This window comes from Corynebacterium sp. HMSC078H07 (assembly GCF_001812805.1).
Lineage (GTDB): Bacteria > Actinomycetota > Actinomycetes > Mycobacteriales > Mycobacteriaceae > Corynebacterium.
Window position 1 is genome coordinate 1 of record NZ_KV810519.1, and the last position, 21,399, is coordinate 21,399.

The window sequence follows — 21,399 nt, forward strand, 5'->3', positions numbered from 1 at the left end:
TCACCACGGTGTTACTAGATACCCCTGCGCAACAGTAGGCAGTGTCGATGGCGCTGTCGTAGGTTGCTGGTCGGCCGTCTTCATGGCCGCTGGTGGCTTGTGTTTCCTGGTTGGCTAGGGTTTGTGCTTTGGCGAGTGCGTCCTGGCCCCAGTTTTGCTGCCTGGCGATTTCTACGGGGTCGTCAGGCAGCTGCGTGTGTAGGTACAGCCACCAGTCACAGGCGATGCGTTGTTGCTCGTCGCGCAGTCCTCGGTGGGCGTGCATCAGTTTCTTGATTTGCGAGTTCACTCCGCCTTCCAAGCTGTTGGTTGTGCGTTCTAAGCGTTGGCCTTCTTTAGCTTGGGTGAGGTAGGCAAAGAGGTGTCCGTGTTGACTCATTTTCTTCAGCTGCAGGTAAATTCCGCGGTGAACATCGTGGGTGTACCACCATTTTTTGTTGCCACGTTTGGATTTAGGAATCTGCTCGAAAGGGACGTCTTTGACGTAAGTTCTGGCTTTGAGCTGGGCGCTAAATACAGTGCCGAATTGGTGTAGCTTGGCAGTCCATTCGGCTGCTTCATCCAGGTTGGTTACGGCTAGTAGTTCGAAGGAAAGCCGTCGCAGTGCTTTGCCCATCGGCGAGGTGGGGTGAAGGCCTGTGGCGCGTTGAATGTTGCGTTTGACGTGGACAATGCAGCGTTGAACCGGGGTATCAGGCCACAGGCGGCGTAGTGCTTTAAGTCCTCCGGAATCCCCATCACAGGTCACCAGTTGTGGTGGGGCTATCTCGTCCAGCAGGCGCATGTAAGACCAGGAGGATTCCTTAGTGCACCAGAACCAGTTGATGACATGGCAGGAGTCAGCAGCTACGACAAGGCACTTGGTGTTGAAGTAGGTGCCGTCGATGAAGATTTGATCGTAGATTCGCTGCTTATCAACGCTTCGGGGAGGTTGGATAAGCCAGAACGTTTTGAAGCGGCGTTGCAGAGTGCGTGATGAAACTCCGCAGGTCTTAGCTGTCTGTGCCAGGCTGTGGCCTGACATGAGCCAAAAGATGAAAAGGCGAAACCATTTTGCTTGAACTGCGTCGTCATTGGCGCGAGTGAAGGTGGCCTTGCAAGTGCGGCATCGCCATCGTTGGCGACCGGTACTTGTTGTTCCGTGTTTGGTGCATACCCCGCTACAGACGGGGCATCGAGGATGATTCTTACTCATCCTCCCATCGTGAACCTAGGCAGCTAGCACACCAGCACTCTCCCTGCGGTATTTCCGGCCCAAGGCTGGGTTATCCCTCCGGATAAGTGAAATCATCCTAATACCAGCACGCCAGACCGGCTAACCATCCAACCTCACCAACACATCCTGTCGTTTAGGCCGCTGGAGGAGGGGAAGGGGGACCAGACTAAAGACACCATATGCAGCGCTGAATCGAGATAAGTCCAGGTGAATGCATGCGGCCCTTTGCATAAGGTGCCATTGCTTTGGTCCCTGTGCCCTAGGCAGCAGGCTCTAGAGGCGAAGACTGCTCTAGGGTCGCGGTCTCCCTTTCATCCAGTACACGGACCAGATGACGTCTTCGCGCGGAATGCCCCAGTCATGCACGGCTAATGAGCGCACAGCTTTGGCGAGATCCCCTTCGCCGGAAACCCATACCGAATCTGGCGCGGTATCGGGGGTGAAGCGGGAGCCGAGAAGTTGTCTGGCGCGTGTGCAGTGTTCGTCGTGTGGAGCCAGGACCATGGTGAGTGAGCGGACCTTGCCGCGCCACGTCTCCTCCAAGCCGTCTTCAACTTCAGCGTCGTCTGTGATCATGGCAACGACGTCGACTGCACCCAAGGTTTCCGGTGAGAAGGCTTCGTAGTGCTCGAGGATGTGCCACAGCGCCGGTAGAGCAGAGGCATCCGCGAGTAGCAGTTGTGACTTCCTAGGGGCCTGCCACAGTGCTTGCCCGGTATATATTCCGGCGGTATCCCCGGGTTGGGCATTGAGGATCCAGCGTGAGCCCGGGCCATTATCGCCATGGGTCACCACGTCGACATCGATGGTGCACGCTTCTTGGTTGAGCTTGCGAATTGTGTACCAGCGCAATGCTGGGCGAATGTCGTCGGGCAATCGGGTGACGGCGGCACGAACATTGGTATCGTCGACCGGGAAGGGCGAAAAATCCTGCTCGTCTTGGGGCATGAGGAGCCCAAAATACTCGTCAGGCCCGGCTAAGGGGTAGTCACTAAAAGCCGGCGAGTGAAAAGTTAAACGGTGCAGCCGCGGCTTGAGGCGGGTGTTCCCGGTGAGGGTGACGGGCAATAAGCGGTGATGCGTCAAGGGAATTGATCCTAGGTAGAGGCCAAATTTGAAACCATCATAACGTACAGGTTAGGCTAGCCTCAAATAATTTAGGGGTGCGAATGCTTGCATGCTCGTTCCCGTTGAAGGAAAGGATTATTCCATGGTTGCTATCCACCGGCGCGCGAAAACCGTGCTCGCTATTGTCTCAGCGGCAGCGATTGCTTTAGCGGGGTGCTCCCGCGGAAGTGGCGAGGACAGCGCGGGTGCGGACAGTGCTGAGGAGGTGCGCGTTGCCAGCCTGGGGCTCGGTGATGCCGATACCGTGCTGGCACTCGGAATCACTCCGGTTGCTGTGGCCCCCTGGGGTGCGAAAGGGGATGGTGATCCCTCCGGAGTTGGCCCATGGGCGAAGGAGCTTTTGGGAGATGCCCAGCCCGAGGTGATCTATAACACCGCCTCCGGTTTCACGGCCGAGGTTCTAGAGCAGGTCACTGCCTCGGACCCCACACAGATCATCGCCGTGAACCAGGCAGTGGATCAGGAGGCAAAGAAATCCCTCGAGGATATCGCCCCGCTGACCGTGAAGCCCGAAGGTTTCGAGGACTGGCAGATCCCCTGGGATGAGCAAGTCAAGACCATCGCCTCTGCCGTGGATAAGGAAGAGGAGGGGGAGAAGCTCATTGACCAAGCAGAGGGCGCCTTTGAGCAGTTCAAGGACTCCCACCCGGAGCTGCAGGGCAAGCGCGCAGCCATCCTCATGCCCTATGACGGGAAGCTGGGCCTCTACACGGCAGAAGACGGCCGTGGCCAGTTCATCGAAGACCTCGGCTTTGAGATCCCCAAGGAACTGCAGGGTGATGGTTCCAGCTTCTTCGTGGACTATGCCCCGGAAAACTACTCCCAGCTCAACAATGTGGACTATCTGTTCGTCTTGGATTACAACGGTGCGGTCGATGAGCTGAAGAAGGATTCCACATTCCAAGGCCTGGACGTGGTCAAGGATGGACGCGTCCGCTACCTCGACACGGACACCGGCAATGCGATGAGCGTGCCGAACCCGCTGACGATCCCGTGGGCCGTCAACAAGTTCGAAGAGCAGCTCTAAGTGCTCGCACTACCGAGGAAGGCTGACGCTATCCACGGCGTTGCGTACCCGCAACGCCGTGGCAAGGCAGACGCACTGGATTCGCGGGGGAGAAGCCGCGCGCGGCTGGCCACGGGACTCGTTATTGTGACCCTTCTCCTTTTCCTGTGCTCGCTGGTAGTGGGGTCAAGGGCTATCCCGTTTCCGGATCTGTTCGCTGCCCTCCTCCACGGGGGCGAAGCAGATATCGAGAACATCGTGTGGGATTTGCGTATCCCCCGCACCTTCGTGGCCTATTTCGCAGGAGCAGCAATCGCGGTATCGGGTGTAATCGCCCAGTCCTGGACCAGAAACCCGCTGGCCGATCCGGGCTTTATTGGTATCACCGCGGGAGCCTCGTTCCTGGTTGCCCTCGGCACGGCGCTAGGTGTCGCCACCTCAACCGGGATGCGGACAGCGCTCGCCCTCGTAGGCGCCGGCCTGGCCACAGCATTAGTGCTGGGTGTGTCCCGCAGGTTTCAGGATCCCCTGACGCTGGTCTTGGTCGGCGCAGGTGTTGCTGCTGCCTTGAGCTCTAGCGCCATGTTGATCGGCCTGTACTCCACGGATGTCCTCGACAGCATGCGCCGGTGGACCATTGGCTCCACGTTTGGGCGCGGCCCAGAAGACGTCGCCATCGGGGGTGCCGGATTGTTCATCGGGTTTATCATCGCCGCACGTGTCGCGCGCCCGCTCGATCTCTTGGCAATGGGGGAGGAATCCTCGGTTGCTCTAGGTGGCTCTCCCACGCTGGCGCGGCGCGGCGCTGCCTTGAGCATCGTTGTCCTAGCGGGATGCGCTACCGCGGCGACGGGGCCCATTGCCTTCGTCGGATTCGCTATCCCCCATCTGCTGCGTCGGTTCACGGGGCCAGAAGTTACCGCGATGATTGCTCCTGCCGCATTGCTCGGTGGTTGCTCCGTACTCGCTGCAGATATTCTGGGCCGCCTCATCGCGGGCCCCTCTGAGCTGGAGATGTCCATCGTCTTGGCCTTTGTTGGCGCACCATTTCTCATTTGGGCCGTACACCGTGGGGAGCACAAGCTATGAATGGGCGGGTGAAGGGGGACGTCGCCAAGCATCTGCGTTCCCAAGAGCGGCAGCGCCGGACATGGATATGGGCAGCGACCTGCTTCTTTGTTCTGGTCGCAGCAAGCTCCTATGTTCTCCTGTTGGGGCAAGGACCCGTGGACTTGAGCCCGGGGCGGGTCCTGGAGATTCTCAACGGCGGGGGAAGCCGCAGCGAAATCCGCGTTGTCTGGGACCTGCGCATGCCCGTAGCGCTAGCGACCCTCATCGTGGGTGCCGCGCTCGGCCTGGCAGGGTCGTGGACGCAGTCGATGTCGCGCAATCCGCTGGCTTCGCCGGACATCCTTGGCGTGACTGGTGGTGCGTCCGTCATGGTGGTCCTCGGAACGGTATTCTCCCGGCCGCTGCTTGCCGAAGGACTCTCCATGTTCTGGTGGCGGGCGGGACTCGCGCTGCTGGGCGCGGTGCTAGCGGCCCTCCTGCTGGTGGCACTTGGGGGAATCGGCACGAGCAACCGCATCGTCATCGTCGGAATCGCGCTCTCCCTGCTATTCCAAGCGCTGGTGGCGTATCTATTGCGCGCAGCCGAGCTCCTCCGCGCGGCGCAATCGCAGTTGTGGCTGGCGGGAACCACGGGGTTTGTGCGGATGGAGGTCATTCTTCCTCTGCTCGTGGGCTTGACTCCTTTCGTGGTGCTTGGCCTGTGGTGTGCTCGGGAGCTGCCGCTCCTTGCGCACGATGATCTCTCGGCCCTATCCCTCGGGGTCAACATCACGCGAACACGCGCGCTCCTGTTGGTCGCAGCTACGGGCATCTGCGCGGTGACCGTATCCGTGGCCGGACCGATTGGTTTCATCGCACTTCTGGCCCCGCACGTGGGGCGCATTGTTGCCCGCACGCCCACGCCGGTGCCCCTAGTCTCCTGCGCTGCCGGCGCTGCCTTGTTGAGCGCGTGCGCTGTCATTGCTGGAATGCTGCCGATGGACGCTCCCGTAGGCGCTGTCTCCTCCATCATCGGAGGTTGTGCCCTAGTCATCTTGGTGTGGAACGCCGCACGGCGGAGAGGATAAAAAGCTTGTGAAAGACAGAGAAATTACGGCCACCGGTATTCATGCTGGCTATAAGGACGGGGAAGACATCCTGTCCGGCGTTGACTTGGTGGCCCGCCCGGGTGAAATCACCACGCTTATTGGCCCTAATGGCTGCGGTAAGTCCACGTTGCTGAAGACCTTGTCCAAGATTCTTCGCCCGCGGCAGGGACGTGTGCACATCGGTGAGCTGGACGTGCACGCCATGAGCCCGAAAGAAGCAGCTGCCCACGTGGCGCTTCTTCCGCAGCAGCCGACGGCGCCGGACGGGCTGCGGGTAGGCGAGCTCGTCGCCCGTGGCCGATACCCGCACCTGGGCCGCAGTAGGGCCCTGTCCGCGAAAGACCGCGACATCATTGCGCAGGCCTGCGTAGAGACCGGTATTACCGACTTCATCGACCGTGACATCGCGGCGCTCTCGGGTGGACAACGCCAGCGGGTGTGGCTCGCGCTGGCCTTGGCGCAGGACACACCAGTGCTGCTTCTCGACGAACCCACAACCTTCCTCGACCCAGCCCACGCCATGAGCGTTTTGCAGCTCGTGCGCAAGCAGGCCGACGCGGGGAAAACAGTCGTCGTCGTGTTGCACGATCTCATGTTGGCCGGTCAGTACTCCGACACCATGGTGGTCATGAACAACGGCGAGGTCATCGCGCAGGGAACTCCCCGCCAGGCGTTGACAAAAGAAGTGCTGGCAGCCGCGTATGGCATTGACGTGGAAATCTGGGATGACCCGCGAAGCGACGCCCCCGTCATCGTTCCGCGTGGGGTGCTCGGCGAAGAAACAACCTCATAAAGTAACCCGAGTAAAAAGGCCTCAGGGGGAGCGATTTGGAGTTTCAGCAGGTCGGGTTGTAAAGTACCTAGCGAAGTTTGAACGGCCCGCTGAGGCCGCGTCAAAGTTCACCGAAGACCGTCGGTCATCCGGAACACCGGATCGAAGGTTCCTCATCCTAGAGGACGGCCCACGCAGGAGACACTTTGCGAATGAGCGCGGATTTCCGCGCGCGCCCTGTGCTCTTGCACGGGGCTTTTGTTATTTCGGTTGTCCATTGGGCAAGCGGAGTAGGGAAGGCCCCGGCGGAAAACACAAGAGATGTTTCGAAAGGAGGCGAAGTAGAAAATGGCAAACCCGAAGAACACTGCAGACCTGGCAAAGCTGAAGGAGAAGCTCGATGGCGCTAACTCCATCGTGCTTACCGAGTACCGTGGCCTGACCGTGGGTCAGCTCCAGGAGCTGCGTAACAACCTCGGCTTTGACGTTGAGTACTCCGTCGCCAAGAACACCCTCTTCAAGATCGCTGCCAACGAAGCTGGCATCGAGGGTCTTGACGAGCACCTGACTGGCCCGACCGCTATTGCGTTCATCAAGGGCGAGGCAGTGGATGCCGCTAAGGTCATCAAGAAGTTCGCTGATGACAACAAGGCATTCGTCGTCAAGGGTGGCTACATGGACGGCAACATCCTGTCTGCCGACCAGGTTGCAGCCATCGCTGAGCTGGACAACCGCGAGACCACTCTCGCCAAGCTGGCTGGCGCCATGAAGGGTTCTATGGCAAAGGCTGCTGCCGTATTCAACGCTCCTGCTACCAAGATGGTCCGCACCGCTGCGGCCCTGCAGGACAAGAAGGCTGCAGAAGCTTAAGACGCCAACTAAAGGCGCACAACTTAAACACACACACTTTTATCTGGCCGCCTAGCGCGGCCAGGAACACTGAGAAAGGATGCCAATCATGGCTAAGCTCACCAAGGACGAGCTCATTGAAGCTTTCAAGGAAATGACCCTCATCGAGCTCTCCGAGTTCGTTAAGGAATTCGAGGAGGTCTTCGACGTTGAGGCCGCTGCTCCGGTTGCTGCCGTTGCTGCTGGTGCCCCGGCTGCCGGCGGTGCCGCTGAGGAAGAGAAGACCGAGTTCGACGTCGTTCTGACCGACGCTGGCGCTAAGAAGATCGGCGTTATTAAGGCTGTCCGCGAGATCGTCTCCGGCCTGGGCCTGAAGGAAGCCAAGGAAATGGTTGAGGGTGCTCCGAAGGCTATCCTCGAGGGCGCTTCCAAGGACGACGCTGAGGCTGCTAAGGCTAAGCTCGAAGAGGCTGGCGCTTCCGTCGAGCTCAAGTAATTCACCTGAATTACTCAGCTTTCCCGCGCAGCACACTCGCTGCGCACCAACAACCCCGTTCCGCTTATGTGCGGCGCGGGGTTGTTCCCGTTTTAATATGGCCGACGGTCTTGAATTATGCGCTCGCAGTGGCGCATCATATTCAAGTGGACACCCGAAGGAGCTGTTGACGTTGACTTTATCGACTACCACTGACGCGCATACTCATGTTGATGTTGTTCCTGTTCCGCATCCTGGAGAAATCCTTCTCCTAGAATTCCTCAAACCCTGCGGTATTACCCAGTATCGCCTGGCCGGTGATATTGGCACTACCCGTTCCCAAGTTTCCAAAATTACCCGCGGTACGCTCGGGATCAGTGCTGATATGGCGTTGCGTTTGTCAGCTTACTTTGGGAACTCCGCGGAGTTCTGGCTCGGTCTCCAAGAGGAATACGATCTGTGGAAAGCTCGCCAGACCACTGATGTCAGCGCTATCGTTCCGTGGAATCACAAAGAGGCAGCTGGCACTTCCTCGTAGAATCTGGTGATTTCTGCTCAGTCCTGTGCCAGTTGTCGTCCTTATCAGCGCTACACAAATCTGAAACGCACCTTCTGGGGCAAGTGTGTTTTGAGCAAACGAATCGGTAGGATAAGCCACCATGCTGCCCAAGTCCCGCATCTTCTCCGTCCTCCTGCTCGGCCTCGGCGTTGCGCTGATCGCGGCCGGCTTGGCGGCGTCGAGCTTCTTGAGTTTTAGCCCGCGCTTGCCGTTGGATATCAAGGACACCACGTGGACGATGCAGGATGAGAACGCCACCGCGCAGGAGCTGTCCGCAGAGGGCGTTACGCGGTACGAGGGGCCGATGACCTATCAGCTCAATATGGATATCCAGGACCCAGCGGACAAGGAGACGGCGACGCTGCGGGTGGGGGAGTCTGCCATCCGCGGCGGCACGGGCAACGTGGAGGACTTGAGCTTTGCGCGCGTGTGGAATTATCCCGTCGATCGTCTTAGGGGTGAGGCCACGGGCCCGGCGGCGCTTTCCCACACCATGGGCTCGCCCACGGCGGAGGTCCCCGTCGAGGGCTACTGGCTGAAGCTGCCCGCCGATGCCGAGCAGACTACCTACCCGGTCTTTGACCCGGTGCTGCGCAAAGCAGCCGACGCCGTGTTCGAGGAGTCCCTCGAGATCGACGGCCGTACGGTCTACCGCTACCACCAGGAGATTGAACCCACCAACGTGGCTACCCTTTATGCCGGTACCACGACCACCACGCTAAGCAATGAGGACGGTTCCACCGAGCAGGGCTACCTCTTCCACGCCGCAACGCGGGACCTGTATGTGGACCAAGCCACCGGGCTCGTCGTGGGCATGGACGTCGATATCAAGGACTACTGGGGCGACCGCGAGGGCAATGAGCGCGAGGTGCAGTTCGCGTTTCATGGTGCAACTGATGAGGAGTCCCGTGCGGAGTTGCTCCATCAGGCTGAGCGCTTCCCGCGCAGTGCTGTGGGGCAGTGGGTACGCTGGGGCGGCATTGGAATCGGTGCCGTTCTGGTACTGCTTGGGGCACTGGGCGCTTTCCGACGTCCCACCAACCGCCACTCCCGCTAGCCCTCCGGAGGGTAAGAGACCCTCCGGAGGGTAAAAGAAACGTAGCGACACGCCGCGGGCGCGTTTCGCCTTTACAAGGCTGCCATTATGCTATAGGCTATTTCGTTGCGCTGGAATCTGGATCTTTAGTGCACATTTAGCCTTTCGAGCGGTGATGGCAAAACCGACTTGACAAGGTGATTTTGTGCATTCTAAACCCAGTCACTCCACAGCAGACCGAATGCTAAATCTACCAGCGGTTTTGCACCTCACCGGCCAGGGTGGGGAGGCAATCCGCCAGAGGTACTGGAAGGACCCATCTTGGCAGTCTCCCGCCAGACCAAGTCAGTGGCCAACATCCCTGGAGCCCCGAAGCGATACTCCTTCGCTAAAATCAGCGAGCCCATCGCTGTCCCGGGCCTCCTTGATCTACAACTCGATTCTTACGCGTGGCTCATCGGTACCCCCGAGTGGCGCGAACGCGAGCAGGCAGAGCGCGGCGACGACGCACGCGTGACGAGCGGCCTTGAGGATATCCTCGAGGAGCTTTCTCCGATCCAGGATTACTCGGGCAACATGTCCCTGTCCCTGTCGGAGCCTCGCTTCGAGCCGGTGAAGAACACCGTGGACGAGTGCAAAGAGAAGGACATCAACTACTCGGCGCCACTGTACGTCACCGCAGAATTTATTAATAACGACACCCAGGAGATTAAGTCCCAGACCGTCTTCATCGGCGATTTCCCGATGATGACCGATAAGGGCACCTTCATCGTCAACGGCACCGAGCGCGTTATTGTCTCGCAGCTCGTGCGTTCCCCGGGTGTCTACTTCGACCAGACCATCGACAAGTCCACCGAGCGCCCGCTGCACTCCGTGAAGGTCATTCCTTCCCGCGGTGCGTGGCTCGAGTTTGACGTCGATAAGCGCGACACCGTCGGCGTTCGTATCGACCGTAAGCGCCGCCAGCCGGTGACGGTTCTGCTCAAGGCCCTGGGTTGGTCCGAGGAGCAGATTAAGGAGCGCTTCGGCTTCTCCGAGCTCATGATGTCCACCCTCGAGTCCGATGGCGTGGCCAACACTGATGAGGCTCTCCTGGAGATCTACCGCAAGCAGCGCCCGGGCGAGCAGCCCACGCGTGACCTTGCGCAGGCACTGCTGGATAACTCCTTCTTCCGCGCCAAGCGCTACGACCTGGCCAAGGTGGGCCGCTACAAGGTCAACCGCAAGCTCGGCTTGGGCGGTGACCACGATGGCCTGATGACCCTGACCGAGGAAGACATCGCTGTCACCCTCGAATACCTCGTGCGCCTGCACGCAGGTGAGCGTGAGATGAAGGCTCCGAACGGCGAGATGATCTCCATCCACACCGACGATATCGACCACTTCGGTAACCGTCGTCTCCGCACCGTGGGCGAGCTCATCCAGAACCAGGTCCGCGTGGGCCTGTCCCGTATGGAGCGCGTCGTCCGCGAGCGCATGACCACCCAGGATGCAGAGTCGATTACCCCGACCTCCCTGATTAACGTCCGCCCGGTTTCTGCTGCCATCCGAGAGTTCTTCGGTACCTCCCAGCTCTCGCAGTTCATGGACCAGAACAATTCCCTGTCCGGCCTGACCCACAAGCGCCGTCTGTCCGCGCTGGGCCCGGGCGGTCTGTCCCGTGAGCGCGCCGGCATTGAGGTGCGAGACGTCCACGCTTCGCATTACGGCCGCATGTGCCCGATTGAGACCCCTGAGGGTCCGAACATTGGTCTGATCGGTTCGCTGGCTTCGTATGCTCGCGTGAACGCCTTCGGCTTCATCGAGACCCCGTACCGCAAGGTTGTGGACGGCAAGGTCACCGACCAGGTCGAGTACCTCACCGCTGACGAAGAGGATCGCTACGCTATCGCCCAGGCCGAGGTAGAGAAGGATGCCGACGGCACCCTGACTGCCGACCGTATCGAGGTTCGCCTCAAGGACGGCGATATCGGCGTGACCGATGCCTCCGGTGTCGACTACGTTGACGTCTCCCCGCGTCAGATGGTTTCCGTGGCAACCGCCATGATTCCGTTCCTCGAGCACGACGATGCTAACCGTGCCCTCATGGGCGCGAACATGCAGCGTCAGGCCGTGCCGCTGGTACGCTCCGAGGCCCCGTACGTGGGCACCGGTATGGAGCAGCGCGCTGCTTACGACGCCGGTGACCTCATCATCACCCCGAAGGCGGGCGTGGTGGAAAACGTCACCGCGGACCTCATCACCATCATGGATGACGAGGGCCAGCGTGATACCTACATGCTGCGCAAGTTCGAGCGCACCAACCAGAACACCAACTACAACCAGACCCCGCTGGTGTCCCTGGGTGACCGCGTGGAGGCAGGCCAGGTGCTTGCCGACGGCCCCGGTACCCACAACGGTGAGATGTCCCTCGGCCGCAACCTGCTGGTTGCCTTTATGCCGTGGGAAGGCCACAACTACGAGGACGCCATCATCCTCAACCAGCGGATCGTGGAGGAAGACATCCTCACCTCGATCCACATCGAGGAACACGAGATTGATGCTCGCGATACCAAGCTGGGCCCAGAGGAGATTACCCGCGAGATCCCGAACGTTTCCGATGACGTTCTGCGTGACCTCGACGAGCGCGGCATCGTCCGCATTGGTGCCGACGTCCGCGCCGGCGACATCCTGGTGGGTAAGGTCACCCCGAAGGGTGAGACCGAGCTGACCCCGGAGGAGCGCCTGTTGCGCGCCATCTTCGGCGAGAAGGCTCGCGAGGTGCGCGATACCTCCATGAAGGTGCCGCACGGTGAGACCGGTAAGGTCATTGGCGTCTCCCGCTTCTCCCGCGAGGATGACGACGACCTGGCTCCGGGCGTCAACGAAATGATCCGCGTCTACGTGGCTCAGAAGCGCAAGATCCAGGACGGCGACAAGCTCGCCGGCCGCCACGGCAACAAGGGTGTTGTGGGCAAGATTCTGCCGCCGGAGGATATGCCGTTCATGGAGGATGGCACCCCGGTTGACATCATCCTTAACACCCACGGTGTGCCGCGTCGTATGAACATCGGTCAGGTTCTCGAGGTTCACCTCGGCTGGCTGGCGCACGCTGGTTGGAAGATCGATACCGAGGATCCGGCCAACGCCGATCTGCTGAAGAAGCTGCCGGAAGAGCTGTACGACGTCCCACCGGAGTCGCTCACCGCAACCCCGGTCTTCGACGGCGCTACCAACGAAGAGATCTCTCGCCTGCTGGCTTCCTCCAAGCCGAACCGCGATGGTGACGTCATGGTGGATGAGCACGGTAAGGCCCGCCTCTTCGACGGCCGCTCTGGCGAGCCGTACATGTACCCGGTATCCGTCGGCTACATGTACATGCTCAAGCTGCACCACTTGGTCGACGAGAAGATTCACGCTCGTTCCACCGGCCCGTACTCCATGATTACCCAGCAGCCGCTGGGTGGTAAGGCACAGTTCGGTGGCCAGCGCTTCGGTGAGATGGAGGTGTGGGCAATGCAGGCATATGGCGCTGCCTACACCCTGCAGGAGCTCCTGACCATCAAGTCCGATGACGTCGTCGGCCGTGTCAAGGTCTACGAGGCAATCGTCAAGGGCGATAACATCCCGGATCCGGGTATTCCGGAGTCCTTCAAGGTCCTCCTCAAGGAGCTGCAGTCCCTGTGCCTCAACGTGGAAGTTCTCTCCACCGATGGCACCCCGATGGAACTGTCCGGCTCCGATGATGACGAGTTGGATGGCGCCCCGTCCCTGGGCATTAACCTGTCCCGCGACGAGCGCTCCGACGCTGATATTGCCTAATAGCTGCCTAATTACTGTCTAGTTGCTTGGTCCGCCCCACGTGGGGGCGGGCATAGAAAATTACTAACTCATAAAAGCCATCAACTTCCCCCGCCACGGGGGATGAAAGGGAGACATTACGTGTTTGACGTAAATCTCTTCGACGAGCTCCGTATCGGTCTGGCCACCGCCGATGACATCCGCCGCTGGTCCAAGGGCGAAGTCAAGAAGCCCGAGACCATTAACTACCGAACCCTCAAGCCGGAGAAGGACGGCCTCTTCTGCGAGCGCATCTTCGGCCCGACCCGCGACTGGGAGTGCTCCTGCGGTAAGTACAAGCGTGTCCGCTACAAGGGCATCATCTGTGAGCGCTGCGGCGTCGAGGTGACCAAGTCCAAGGTGCGTCGTGAGCGCATGGGCCACATCGAGCTGGCCGCGCCGGTTACCCATATCTGGTACTTCAAGGGCGTTCCTTCCCGCCTGGGCTACCTGCTGGACCTGGCTCCGAAGGACCTCGAGCGCATCATTTACTTCGCTGCCAACATCATCACCTCCGTGGACGAGGAAGCTCGCCACAATGATCAGTCCACTCTAGAAGCAGAAATGCTGCTGGAGAAGAAGGACGTGGAGGATGACGTCGAGGCAGAGATCGCTGAGCGCGCTGCCAAGCTCGAGCAGGATCTGGCTGAGCTGGAGGCCGCCGGCGCAAAGGCTGACGCGCGTCGCAAGGTTCAGAGCGCCGCTGACAAGGAGATGCAGCACATCCGCGAGCGCGGTGAGCGCGAGGTTGCTCGCCTCGACGAAATCTGGAACACCTTCATCAAGCTGGCTCCGAAGCAGATGATCATCGATGAGACCATCTACGAAGAGCTGGTTGACCGCTACGAGGATTACTTCACCGGTGGCATGGGTGCTGAGGCTATCCAGACCCTCATCCGCAACTTCGACCTCGAGGCTGAGGCAGAGGTTCTCAAGGAGATCATCAACAACGGCAAGGGCCAAAAGAAGATGCGTGCCCTGAAGCGCCTCAAGGTTGTCGCAGCCTTCCTGCGCTCGGGCAACGACCCGGCCGGCATGGTGCTCGACGCTATCCCGGTCATCCCGCCGGAGCTGCGCCCGATGGTGCAGCTGGACGGTGGCCGCTTCGCCACCTCCGACCTCAACGACCTCTACCGTCGCGTCATCAACCGCAACAACCGCCTCAAGCGCATGATCGATCTCGGCGCGCCTGAGATCATCGTGAACAACGAGAAGCGCATGTTGCAGGAGTCCGTCGACGCCCTCTTCGACAACGGCCGCCGCGGCCGTCCGGTCACCGGCCCGGGCAACCGCCCGCTGAAGTCCCTGTCTGACCTGCTCAAGGGTAAGCAGGGCCGCTTCCGCCAGAACCTGCTGGGTAAGCGTGTGGACTACTCCGGCCGTTCCGTGATTATCGTTGGTCCGCAGCTCAAGCTGCACGAGTGTGGTCTGCCTAAGCTCATGGCACTGGAGCTGTTCAAGCCCTTCGTCATGAAGCGTCTGGTAGAGAATGACTACGCCCAGAACATCAAGTCCGCCAAGCGCATGGTGGAGCGTCAGCGCCCTGAGGTGTGGGACGTCCTCGAAGAGGCCATTTCTGAGCATCCGGTGATGCTGAACCGTGCACCGACCCTGCACCGCCTGGGTATCCAGGCCTTCGAGCCGAAGCTCGTGGAGGGTAAGGCCATCCAGCTGCACCCGCTGGCTTGTGAGGCCTTCAACGCCGACTTCGACGGTGACCAGATGGCAGTCCACCTGCCGCTGTCCGCCGAGGCACAGGCTGAGGCCCGCGTTCTTATGCTGGCCTCCAACAACATTCTGTCCCCGGCCTCCGGTAAGCCGCTGGCTATGCCGCGCCTGGATATGGTTACCGGTCTTTACTACCTCACCATGGACAAGGGCGAGGACGAGATCGGTGGCGCGGGACGTTACCGTGAAGCTACCGAGGACCAGCCTGCACAGGGCGTCTACTCCTCCTACGCGGAGGCCATCATGGCTCGCGACCGCGGCGTGCTGGGTCTGCAGGCACCAATCAAGGTGCGCATCTCCCACCTGCGCCCGCCTGCAGATATCGAGGCCGAGCAGTTCCCGGATGGTTGGCAGAAGGGCCAGGCTTGGATGGCAGAGACCACCCTGGGCCGCATCATGTTCAACGACCTGCTGCCGTGGAACTACCCGTACCTGGAGGGCGTCATGGTCCGTAAGGGCGGCGCCGGCAACAAGATGCTGCTTGGTGACGTCATTAATGACCTCGCCGCGAAGTACCCGATGATCACCGTTGCCCAGGTTCTGGACAAGATGAAGGACGCTGGCTTCTACTGGGCCACCCGTTCCGGCGTGACCATCACCATGGATGACGTTCTGGTTCTCCCGAACAAGCACGAGGTGCTTGAGTCCTACGAGAAGGAAGCAGAGCGCATCGAGCGTAAGTACTGGGAGCAGGGTGCTCTTACTGAGCGCGAGCGTTACGACCGCCTCGTGGAGCTGTGGAAGGACGCTACCGACACCGTCGGTGAGGCCGTCGAGAACCTGTACCCGGATGACAACCCGATTCCGATGATCGTGAAGTCCGGTGCTGCCGGCAACATGCGTCAGATCTGGACCCTGGCCGGTATGAAGGGCATGGTTGTGAACTCCAAGGGTGACTACATCACCCGCCCGATTAAGACCTCCTTCCGTGAGGGTCTGTCGGTTCTGGAGTACTTCAACAACTCCCACGGTTCCCGTAAGGGCCTGGCCGATACCGCTCTGCGTACCGCCGACTCCGGCTACCTCACCCGTCGTCTCGTGGACGTGGCACAGGATGTCATCGTCCGCGAGGAGGACTGTGGTACCCGCCAGGGCGTGCGTGTCCCGCTCGGCGTTGAGATTGCCGAAGGATCCTACGACCTGCACGAGCTGTGGGAGACCTCCGCATCCGGCCGCGTCGTGGCTAACGACGTCAAGGATGACAACGGCGAGGTTATCGCTGAGGCTGGCGCCGACCTGACTGAGGAGCTCAGCCGTAAGATTGTTAACGCTGGCGTCCTGGAGATCAAGGTCCGCTCCGTGCTGACCTGCCAGACTCCGGCTGGTGTCTGTGCGAAGTGCTACGGCAAGTCCATGGCCTCCGGCAAGCTGGTGGACATCGGTGAGGCAGTCGGCATCGTGGCCGCACAGTCCATTGGTGAGCCGGGTACCCAGCTGACCATGCGTACCTTCCACCAGGGTGGTGTCGGTGGCGATATTACCGGCGGTCTGCCGCGTGTTCAGGAGCTCTTCGAGGCCCGTAACCCGAAGAACCGCGCTCCTATCGCTTCCGTCGACGGCACCGTGTCCCTGTCCGATGAGGGCAACTTCTGGACCCTGACCATCACTCCCGATGACGGTTCCGACAATGTTGTCTACGAGAAGCTGTCGAAGCGCCAGGGTCTGGCTCAGGTCCGCCGCCCGATGGAGTCCAACCCGGATGCCATGATTGAGCGCTCCTTGCGCGATGGTGACCACGTGGAGACCGGTGACCGCCTCATGCGTGGTGCGGCTGACCCGCACGACGTACTGGAGGTCCTCGGCCGCCGCGGTGTGGAGAAGCACCTCATCGACGAGGTCCAGGCCGTCTACCGTGCACAGGGTGTGGCCATCCACGACAAGCACATCGAGATCATCATCCGCCAGATGCTGCGTCGCGGTACCGTCATCGACGCTGGTACTACCGACCTGCTGCCGGGTAACCTCATTGACCTCTCTGAGGCCAAGCAGGTTAACGCCGCACAGGTTGCTGAAGGTGGCCAGCCGGCTCAGCTGCGCAGTGAGATCATGGGTATTACCAAGGCCTCCCTGGCTACCGAGTCCTGGCTGTCTGCGGCCTCCTTCCAGGAGACCACGCGTGTGCTTACCGACGCCGCCATCAACAAGCGCTCGGATCAGCTCATTGGTCTGAAGGAGAACGTCATCATCGGTAAGCTGATCCCGGCCGGTACCGGTATTTCCCGCTACCGCAACATCAGCGTCAAGCCGACTGAGGCCGCACGCAACGCTGCGTACTCCATCCCGACCTACGGTGATTCCATCTACGGCGACGATGGCTTCGGTGAGTTCACCGGCGCCTCCGTCCCGCTGGAGGAGGATTACACCTTCTAAGCGTTAAGCACTTTTAGACCCGCACTTCTACCCGCCACGTGATGGTGGGGAAGAGGTGCGGGTTTTCTTTCTACTTAAGGAGTATTCCTATCCCGTGTGCCACTCGGTGAGGCGCTCGAGCAGGATGCGGTCGGAATCCAACTTGGCCTCACGGTTGGCCTCAACGGTGCCGCCCATCATCGTTTCCCAGGAAGGGCCGATGAGTTCTTCGATGTTCTCGTGGAAAAGATGGCCCGCGCCGTCATAGATGTGGGGCTCTAAATTCTTGTTCTGAGCGGCCAGAGTTTCAGCGGCTACGTCGCCCTGCCACATGGCGTCCTCAGTGCCGGCGAAGAGAAGGCCGTGGCCGTGGAAACCGCTGAGGTCAATGATGGAGTCTGGTGCCGCGGCGGCAACATTGGCTTCGTAGCCGGCGCGGTAGGACACGGGAAGGCCCAAAGCGAAGCGGAAGAGCATGGTGCCCATCTCAGAGCCTTGCTCTTTGGCGAAGGGGACTGGTTGTTCATTCCAAGTGAAACTACTGGTGGCGCCGCTTCCTTGTTGATAGGTCAGGCTGCCAAAGGTGTGGTCGGCAGGAGTGTAAAGAACGATATTGGAGATCTCCGGGTAGCGTGCCGCCAGATTGGCGGTGAGTTCTGCTCCTTTAGAGGTACCGATGACGGTGAGGGGCTCGCTGCCGTTCCCTTTCACCTTGGCGTAAGCGATGACCTCGTCGAAGAACTCGAGTGGTACCTCATCAATGAATTCCTTCTGGCCTGGCTTGCCAAAGAAGTAGAGGGCCAACACGTCGTAGCCGTTATCGCGCAGCATCTTTGCTTGCTCAACGTTGGCGCCACCGTCGGAGCCACCGAATACTACGACCGTCCCTGGGTGGGCTCTGCCCTGCGGGGTGAGGTGCTGGCTTTGCGGGGTGAGGTGGAAGCCCTGCATGTAGTCGCCCGCGATCTTCTCAACGCCTTCTTCTTTAAGGATGCGCTCGTCGCCACCTTCGGGAGGCTCTGGCATCGCGTATCGCTTGGCATTTATGGTGTGAATAATCCATACGCCTGCTACGAGAACGATGATGCAGATAAGTACTACTCCAATGACTTTGAGGATTACTTTGAAAGCTCGCACGTTGGTTGTCTCCGTTTCTAGCTTTTGAGATTTTTGTGGTTTGTAGTTTTGCGGTGGATTCTATATCGCTTCCTGCATCTGCGTCGGTGGAGTGGATGTGCTCTTTTGGTCCGAGATTGCTAAGCTAGCTGTGCTTTTTAGCTGTTAACTACACATGTCACGGGTGCTCTTCGTCCTAGCGTGATTTTCTCTTTCGCGCGTGGACGGAAGCTGAGATGCCGCAGTGCTGTGGCGAACCGTTGAACCTGATCCGGATAATGCCGGCGAGAGGGAGGAAAAATGAATTCTGTATCCACGTCTGGTGCGGGTGCTTCAAGTGCGGGAGCACCTGGTGCCGCACCGCGTAGCCTGAATTGGCGCGTCGTGGACATCGTGGTGGCATCCGTGTTGGGTGTGGCCTGCGGTTTCGTGTTCCTGGTGTGGAACACGGTGGGCTATGCCTGGTTCCAGGCTATGGATGCGCTTACCCCGGGCTTGGGTGGTATTGCCACGGGTATTTGGCTCATCGGTGGTGTCATTGGCGGGCTTGTGATCCGCAAGCCGGGTGCAGCCCTGTACGTCGAATTGCTGGCAGCTATCGTGTCGACCTTGCTGGGCTCGCAGTGGAGTATTAGTACTGTCTATTCCGGCATCGCACAGGGCATTGGCGTGGAGATCGTGCTGGCTATCTTCCTCTACCGCCGCTTTGGTCTGGGTGTGTCCATGCTTGGCGGCATGGCGGCCGGCTGGGGCGCTTTCGTGCTGGAGCTGTTTACCTCCGGAAATCTGGGCAAGACCCTGCAGTTCAACATCATCTACTTCGTCACCCTGAGTATCTCCGGAGCGATTTTGGCCGGTGCGGTGGGCTACTTCGTGGTGAAGGCTCTGGCTAAGACCGGTGCTCTTGATCGCTTCGCGGTTGGCCGCGAACAGCATTCCGCCTAGTTGCAGAGTGCTGGTGAGGTTATTTTCGCAGTATGAGTGAGGTAGGTGCTGCGGGGGCCACAAAGGTCACGGCTCGTGGCTACGGCTGGACACATGCGGGCAGGCGTGAGGCTGCGCTCGCGGAGATTGACTTTGTCATTGAGCCGGGGGAGAAGGTGCTGCTGTGTGGTGACTCCGGTTCGGGCAAGTCCACGCTGCTGGCTGCCATTGCGGGTGTTCTTGGCGGGGATGATGAAGGTACGCGAGTCGGGTCGATTCTGCTGGAGGATTCCCACGGCACCGTCGAGCAGCCCGGCCGTACCATCCCGGTGGGTTTGGTGCTCCAGGACCCGGATTCGCAGGTGATTGCTGCGCGCGTGGGCGATGACGTGGCTTTTGGCTGCGAAAATCTGGCTTATCCCCGCGAGGAGATCTGGCAGCGCGTGACTGCCGCGCTGGAGATGGTGGGGCCGTGTGTTGACCTCGACTTTCCTACTGAGCGGCTCTCCGGCGGGCAGAAGCAGCGCCTCGCCTTGGCGGGTGTCATTGCGATGGGCGCGGGCGTTGTGCTTCTCGACGAACCCACGGCGAACCTCGACCCGGAAGGCGCGCGCGATGTTATCGAGGCCGTTTCCACCATGGTGGAGCGCACCGGCGCCACGCTCATCGTGGTCGAGCACCAGCACGCAGCGTGGAAAGGTGTGCTGGACCGAGCCATTGAGCTCAAAGATGGGCGCATCGTGGCGGATGGCCCGCTTGACAGCGTCGTGGCAAACCGCACGGTGGCTGACCTGCCGGAGGCGAGGGACGTCGCCAAGCACAGCGAGCCTGCTCTGTGGAGTACTGATCTAGTCACGCGCTTTGGACCACCACGTAGTTTTGAGCTTCCGCGCGGGGCGTCCACGGTGCTCACGGGGCCGAATGGGGCGGGTAAGACCACGTGGATGATGACCGTGGCAGGTCTCCTCCCGGCGGAGTCGGGGGAGATTGGTGTTGCGGACTTCCTGCGGCGCGGGCTGAAAGGCTCGCCGCTGGAGTGGAAATCCCGGGAGCTGGCTGACCGCATCGGTTTCGTCTTCCAGAACCCCGAGCACCAGTTCGTCGCCCGCACCGTGGCTGAGGAACTACGCGTGGGTCCGAAGGTCATGCGCCGTGAAGTCCCCGAGGCGCACATTGCCGAGCTTGTCGACGCCCTCCGCTTGGGCCACCTCCTCAACGCCAACCCGTTCACGTTGTCGGGAGGGGAGAAGCGCCGTCTGTCCGTTGCGACGGCCCTGGTGAGTGCGCCGGAGGTGCTGCTTCTCGACGAACCCACCTTCGGCCAAGATCCCCACACCTTCAGCGAGCTGGTGTGGCTGTTGCGACGTATGGCCGATGAGGGCACGACGATTGCCTCCGTGACGCATGATCCGCTCTTTATTGCCGCCCTGGGGGACCACCGCGTGGAGGTGACCCGTGGCTAATCTTTCTTCGACTAGTCCTTCTTCGGGCCTTTTGACCGGAGTTAATCCACTGACTCGCATCTTCCTCATGTTCGTGTGGGTAACCCCCTTGTTGCTCTCCGTGGACCTAGTATCCGGGGGAGTATCACTAGCGCTGACCATGCTCCTTGCCCCGCTGTGTGGGGTGTCGTGGTTGCGCATGCTGAAGGCGGGCTGGTTCCTGTTCCTCATCGCGCCGATTTCTGGTATTTCGATGCTGCTCTATGGTGCCCCGGGTGGGCGCGAGTACTTTAGCTTGTGGCTCATTACGGTGAGTGATAACTCGATTGAGCTCGCCATCGCCATTACTATTCGAGTCTTTGCGGTGGCGCTGCCCATGGTGGTGCTCGCGCGCGCTATTGATCCCACCGAGTTGGGTGACGCCCTCTCCCAGATTCTCAAGCTGCCGTCTCGCTTCGTCATTGGTGCCGTGGCCGGCGTGCGCATGATGACGCTCTTTAAGTCGGATTGGCAGTTCCTTGCCATGGCGCGTCGCGCGCGCGGACTTACGGATGAAGGCCGGGTCAAACACCTCCTCACCATGTCCTTCGGATTGCTGGTCTTAGCCCTGCGCCGCGGCGGCAAGCTCGCCACGGCGATGGAGGCGCGCGGATTCGGCCGCACTCCGCCCGGCGGTGGCCAGCGCACGTGGGCCCGTCCTTCCCGTCTTAAGCGACGAGACTGGCTGGTGATGGCCGCGGGTGTGATCCTCGCTGCACTTCCGGTGGTAGTTTCGGTGCTAAGTGGTTCGTGGAGGTTCTTCGGTCTCTAAAGCCTCCACG

The 21,399-nt window shown here is 60.4% G+C and carries 16 protein-coding genes and 1 riboswitch; of the genes, 13 read left to right on the forward strand and 3 right to left on the reverse strand.

The annotated features are described in order from the left end of the window. Positions 1 to 1,195: IS1249 family transposase (locus HMPREF2875_RS12090; RefSeq protein ID WP_141754632.1), on the reverse strand; the 1,195-nt coding region annotated here is incomplete at its 3' end. 312 nt (positions 1,196 to 1,507) lie between these two features. Beyond that, positions 1,508 to 2,302 carry a siderophore-interacting protein gene (locus HMPREF2875_RS12095; protein ID WP_070673465.1) on the reverse strand — a complete coding sequence of 265 codons (795 nt, stop codon included), beginning with the start codon at positions 2,300 to 2,302 and terminating at the stop codon, positions 1,508 to 1,510. A 124-nt stretch (positions 2,303 to 2,426) separates the two neighbouring features. Here HMPREF2875_RS12095 and HMPREF2875_RS12100 point away from each other — a divergent pair, with 124 nt between their 5' ends. The 10 genes from HMPREF2875_RS12100 to HMPREF2875_RS12145 all read left to right on the forward strand — a co-directional run bounded on the left by HMPREF2875_RS12100 (position 2,427) and on the right by HMPREF2875_RS12145 (position 17,117). Beyond that, positions 2,427 to 3,371 (forward strand): ABC transporter substrate-binding protein, encoded by a 945-nt coding sequence (locus HMPREF2875_RS12100; RefSeq protein WP_070673466.1) that lies wholly within the window; start codon positions 2,427 to 2,429, stop codon positions 3,369 to 3,371. Next, positions 3,372 to 4,439, forward strand: a complete 1,068-nt coding sequence (locus tag HMPREF2875_RS12105) for a FecCD family ABC transporter permease (protein ID WP_083311938.1) — start codon at positions 3,372 to 3,374, stop codon at positions 4,437 to 4,439. Then, a complete protein-coding gene (locus HMPREF2875_RS12110; protein WP_070673467.1) occupies positions 4,436 to 5,488 on the forward strand; it encodes a FecCD family ABC transporter permease in 1,053 nt (350 codons plus the stop codon). The genes HMPREF2875_RS12105 and HMPREF2875_RS12110 overlap by 4 nt, the downstream gene beginning before the upstream one ends. 7 nt (positions 5,489 to 5,495) lie before the next feature. Continuing rightward, positions 5,496 to 6,302, forward strand: a complete 807-nt coding sequence (locus HMPREF2875_RS12115) for an ABC transporter ATP-binding protein (protein ID WP_070673468.1) — start codon at positions 5,496 to 5,498, stop codon at positions 6,300 to 6,302. Between the two features lie 327 nt (positions 6,303 to 6,629). Then, a complete protein-coding gene (gene rplJ / locus HMPREF2875_RS12120) occupies positions 6,630 to 7,151 on the forward strand; it encodes a 50S ribosomal protein L10 (protein WP_039673585.1) in 522 nt (173 codons plus the stop codon). 88 nt (positions 7,152 to 7,239) lie between these two features. Further along, positions 7,240 to 7,626 (forward strand): 50S ribosomal protein L7/L12, encoded by a 387-nt coding sequence (gene rplL, locus HMPREF2875_RS12125; protein ID WP_039673587.1) that lies wholly within the window; start codon positions 7,240 to 7,242, stop codon positions 7,624 to 7,626. Between the two features lie 172 nt (positions 7,627 to 7,798). Continuing rightward, positions 7,799 to 8,143 carry a HigA family addiction module antitoxin gene (locus HMPREF2875_RS12130; protein WP_246817116.1) on the forward strand — a complete coding sequence of 115 codons (345 nt, stop codon included), beginning with the start codon at positions 7,799 to 7,801 and terminating at the stop codon, positions 8,141 to 8,143. A gap of 121 nt (positions 8,144 to 8,264) precedes the next feature. Continuing rightward, positions 8,265 to 9,221: a cell envelope lipid trafficking protein PgfA gene (locus tag HMPREF2875_RS12135; protein ID WP_070673470.1), complete on the forward strand. Its 957-nt coding sequence runs from the start codon at positions 8,265 to 8,267 to the stop codon at positions 9,219 to 9,221. 300 nt (positions 9,222 to 9,521) lie between these two features. Then, a complete protein-coding gene (locus tag HMPREF2875_RS12140) occupies positions 9,522 to 13,001 on the forward strand; it encodes a DNA-directed RNA polymerase subunit beta (RefSeq protein ID WP_070673471.1) in 3,480 nt (1,159 codons plus the stop codon). Between the two features lie 120 nt (positions 13,002 to 13,121). After that, entirely contained in the window at positions 13,122 to 17,117 is a 3,996-nt protein-coding gene (locus HMPREF2875_RS12145) for a DNA-directed RNA polymerase subunit beta' (protein WP_070673472.1), read from the forward strand. 87 nt (positions 17,118 to 17,204) lie between these two features. Here HMPREF2875_RS12145 and HMPREF2875_RS12150 read toward each other — a convergent pair whose 3' ends face one another. Continuing rightward, complete coding sequence (locus HMPREF2875_RS12150; RefSeq protein ID WP_246817117.1) at positions 17,205 to 18,122, reverse strand: acyl-CoA thioester hydrolase/BAAT C-terminal domain-containing protein; 918 nt, start codon at positions 18,120 to 18,122, stop codon at positions 17,205 to 17,207. A gap of 260 nt (positions 18,123 to 18,382) precedes the next feature. Next, positions 18,383 to 18,524: riboswitch (TPP riboswitch) on the forward strand. Here HMPREF2875_RS12150 and HMPREF2875_RS12155 point away from each other — a divergent pair. The 3 genes from HMPREF2875_RS12155 (at position 18,513) to HMPREF2875_RS12165 (ending at position 21,389) form a co-directional block, all read left to right on the forward strand. Then, positions 18,513 to 19,157, forward strand: a complete 645-nt coding sequence (locus HMPREF2875_RS12155; RefSeq protein WP_070673474.1) for an ECF transporter S component — start codon at positions 18,513 to 18,515, stop codon at positions 19,155 to 19,157. (Overlaps the previous riboswitch by 12 nt.) A 32-nt stretch (positions 19,158 to 19,189) precedes the next feature. Next, on the forward strand, positions 19,190 to 20,599 hold the full coding sequence (locus HMPREF2875_RS12160) for an ABC transporter ATP-binding protein (RefSeq protein ID WP_070673475.1): 1,410 nt from the start codon (positions 19,190 to 19,192) through the stop codon (positions 20,597 to 20,599). A gap of 67 nt (positions 20,600 to 20,666) precedes the next feature. Further along, entirely contained in the window at positions 20,667 to 21,389 is a 723-nt protein-coding gene (locus tag HMPREF2875_RS12165; protein WP_070673476.1) for an energy-coupling factor transporter transmembrane component T family protein, read from the forward strand. Positions 21,390 to 21,399: the final 10 nt, after the last annotated feature.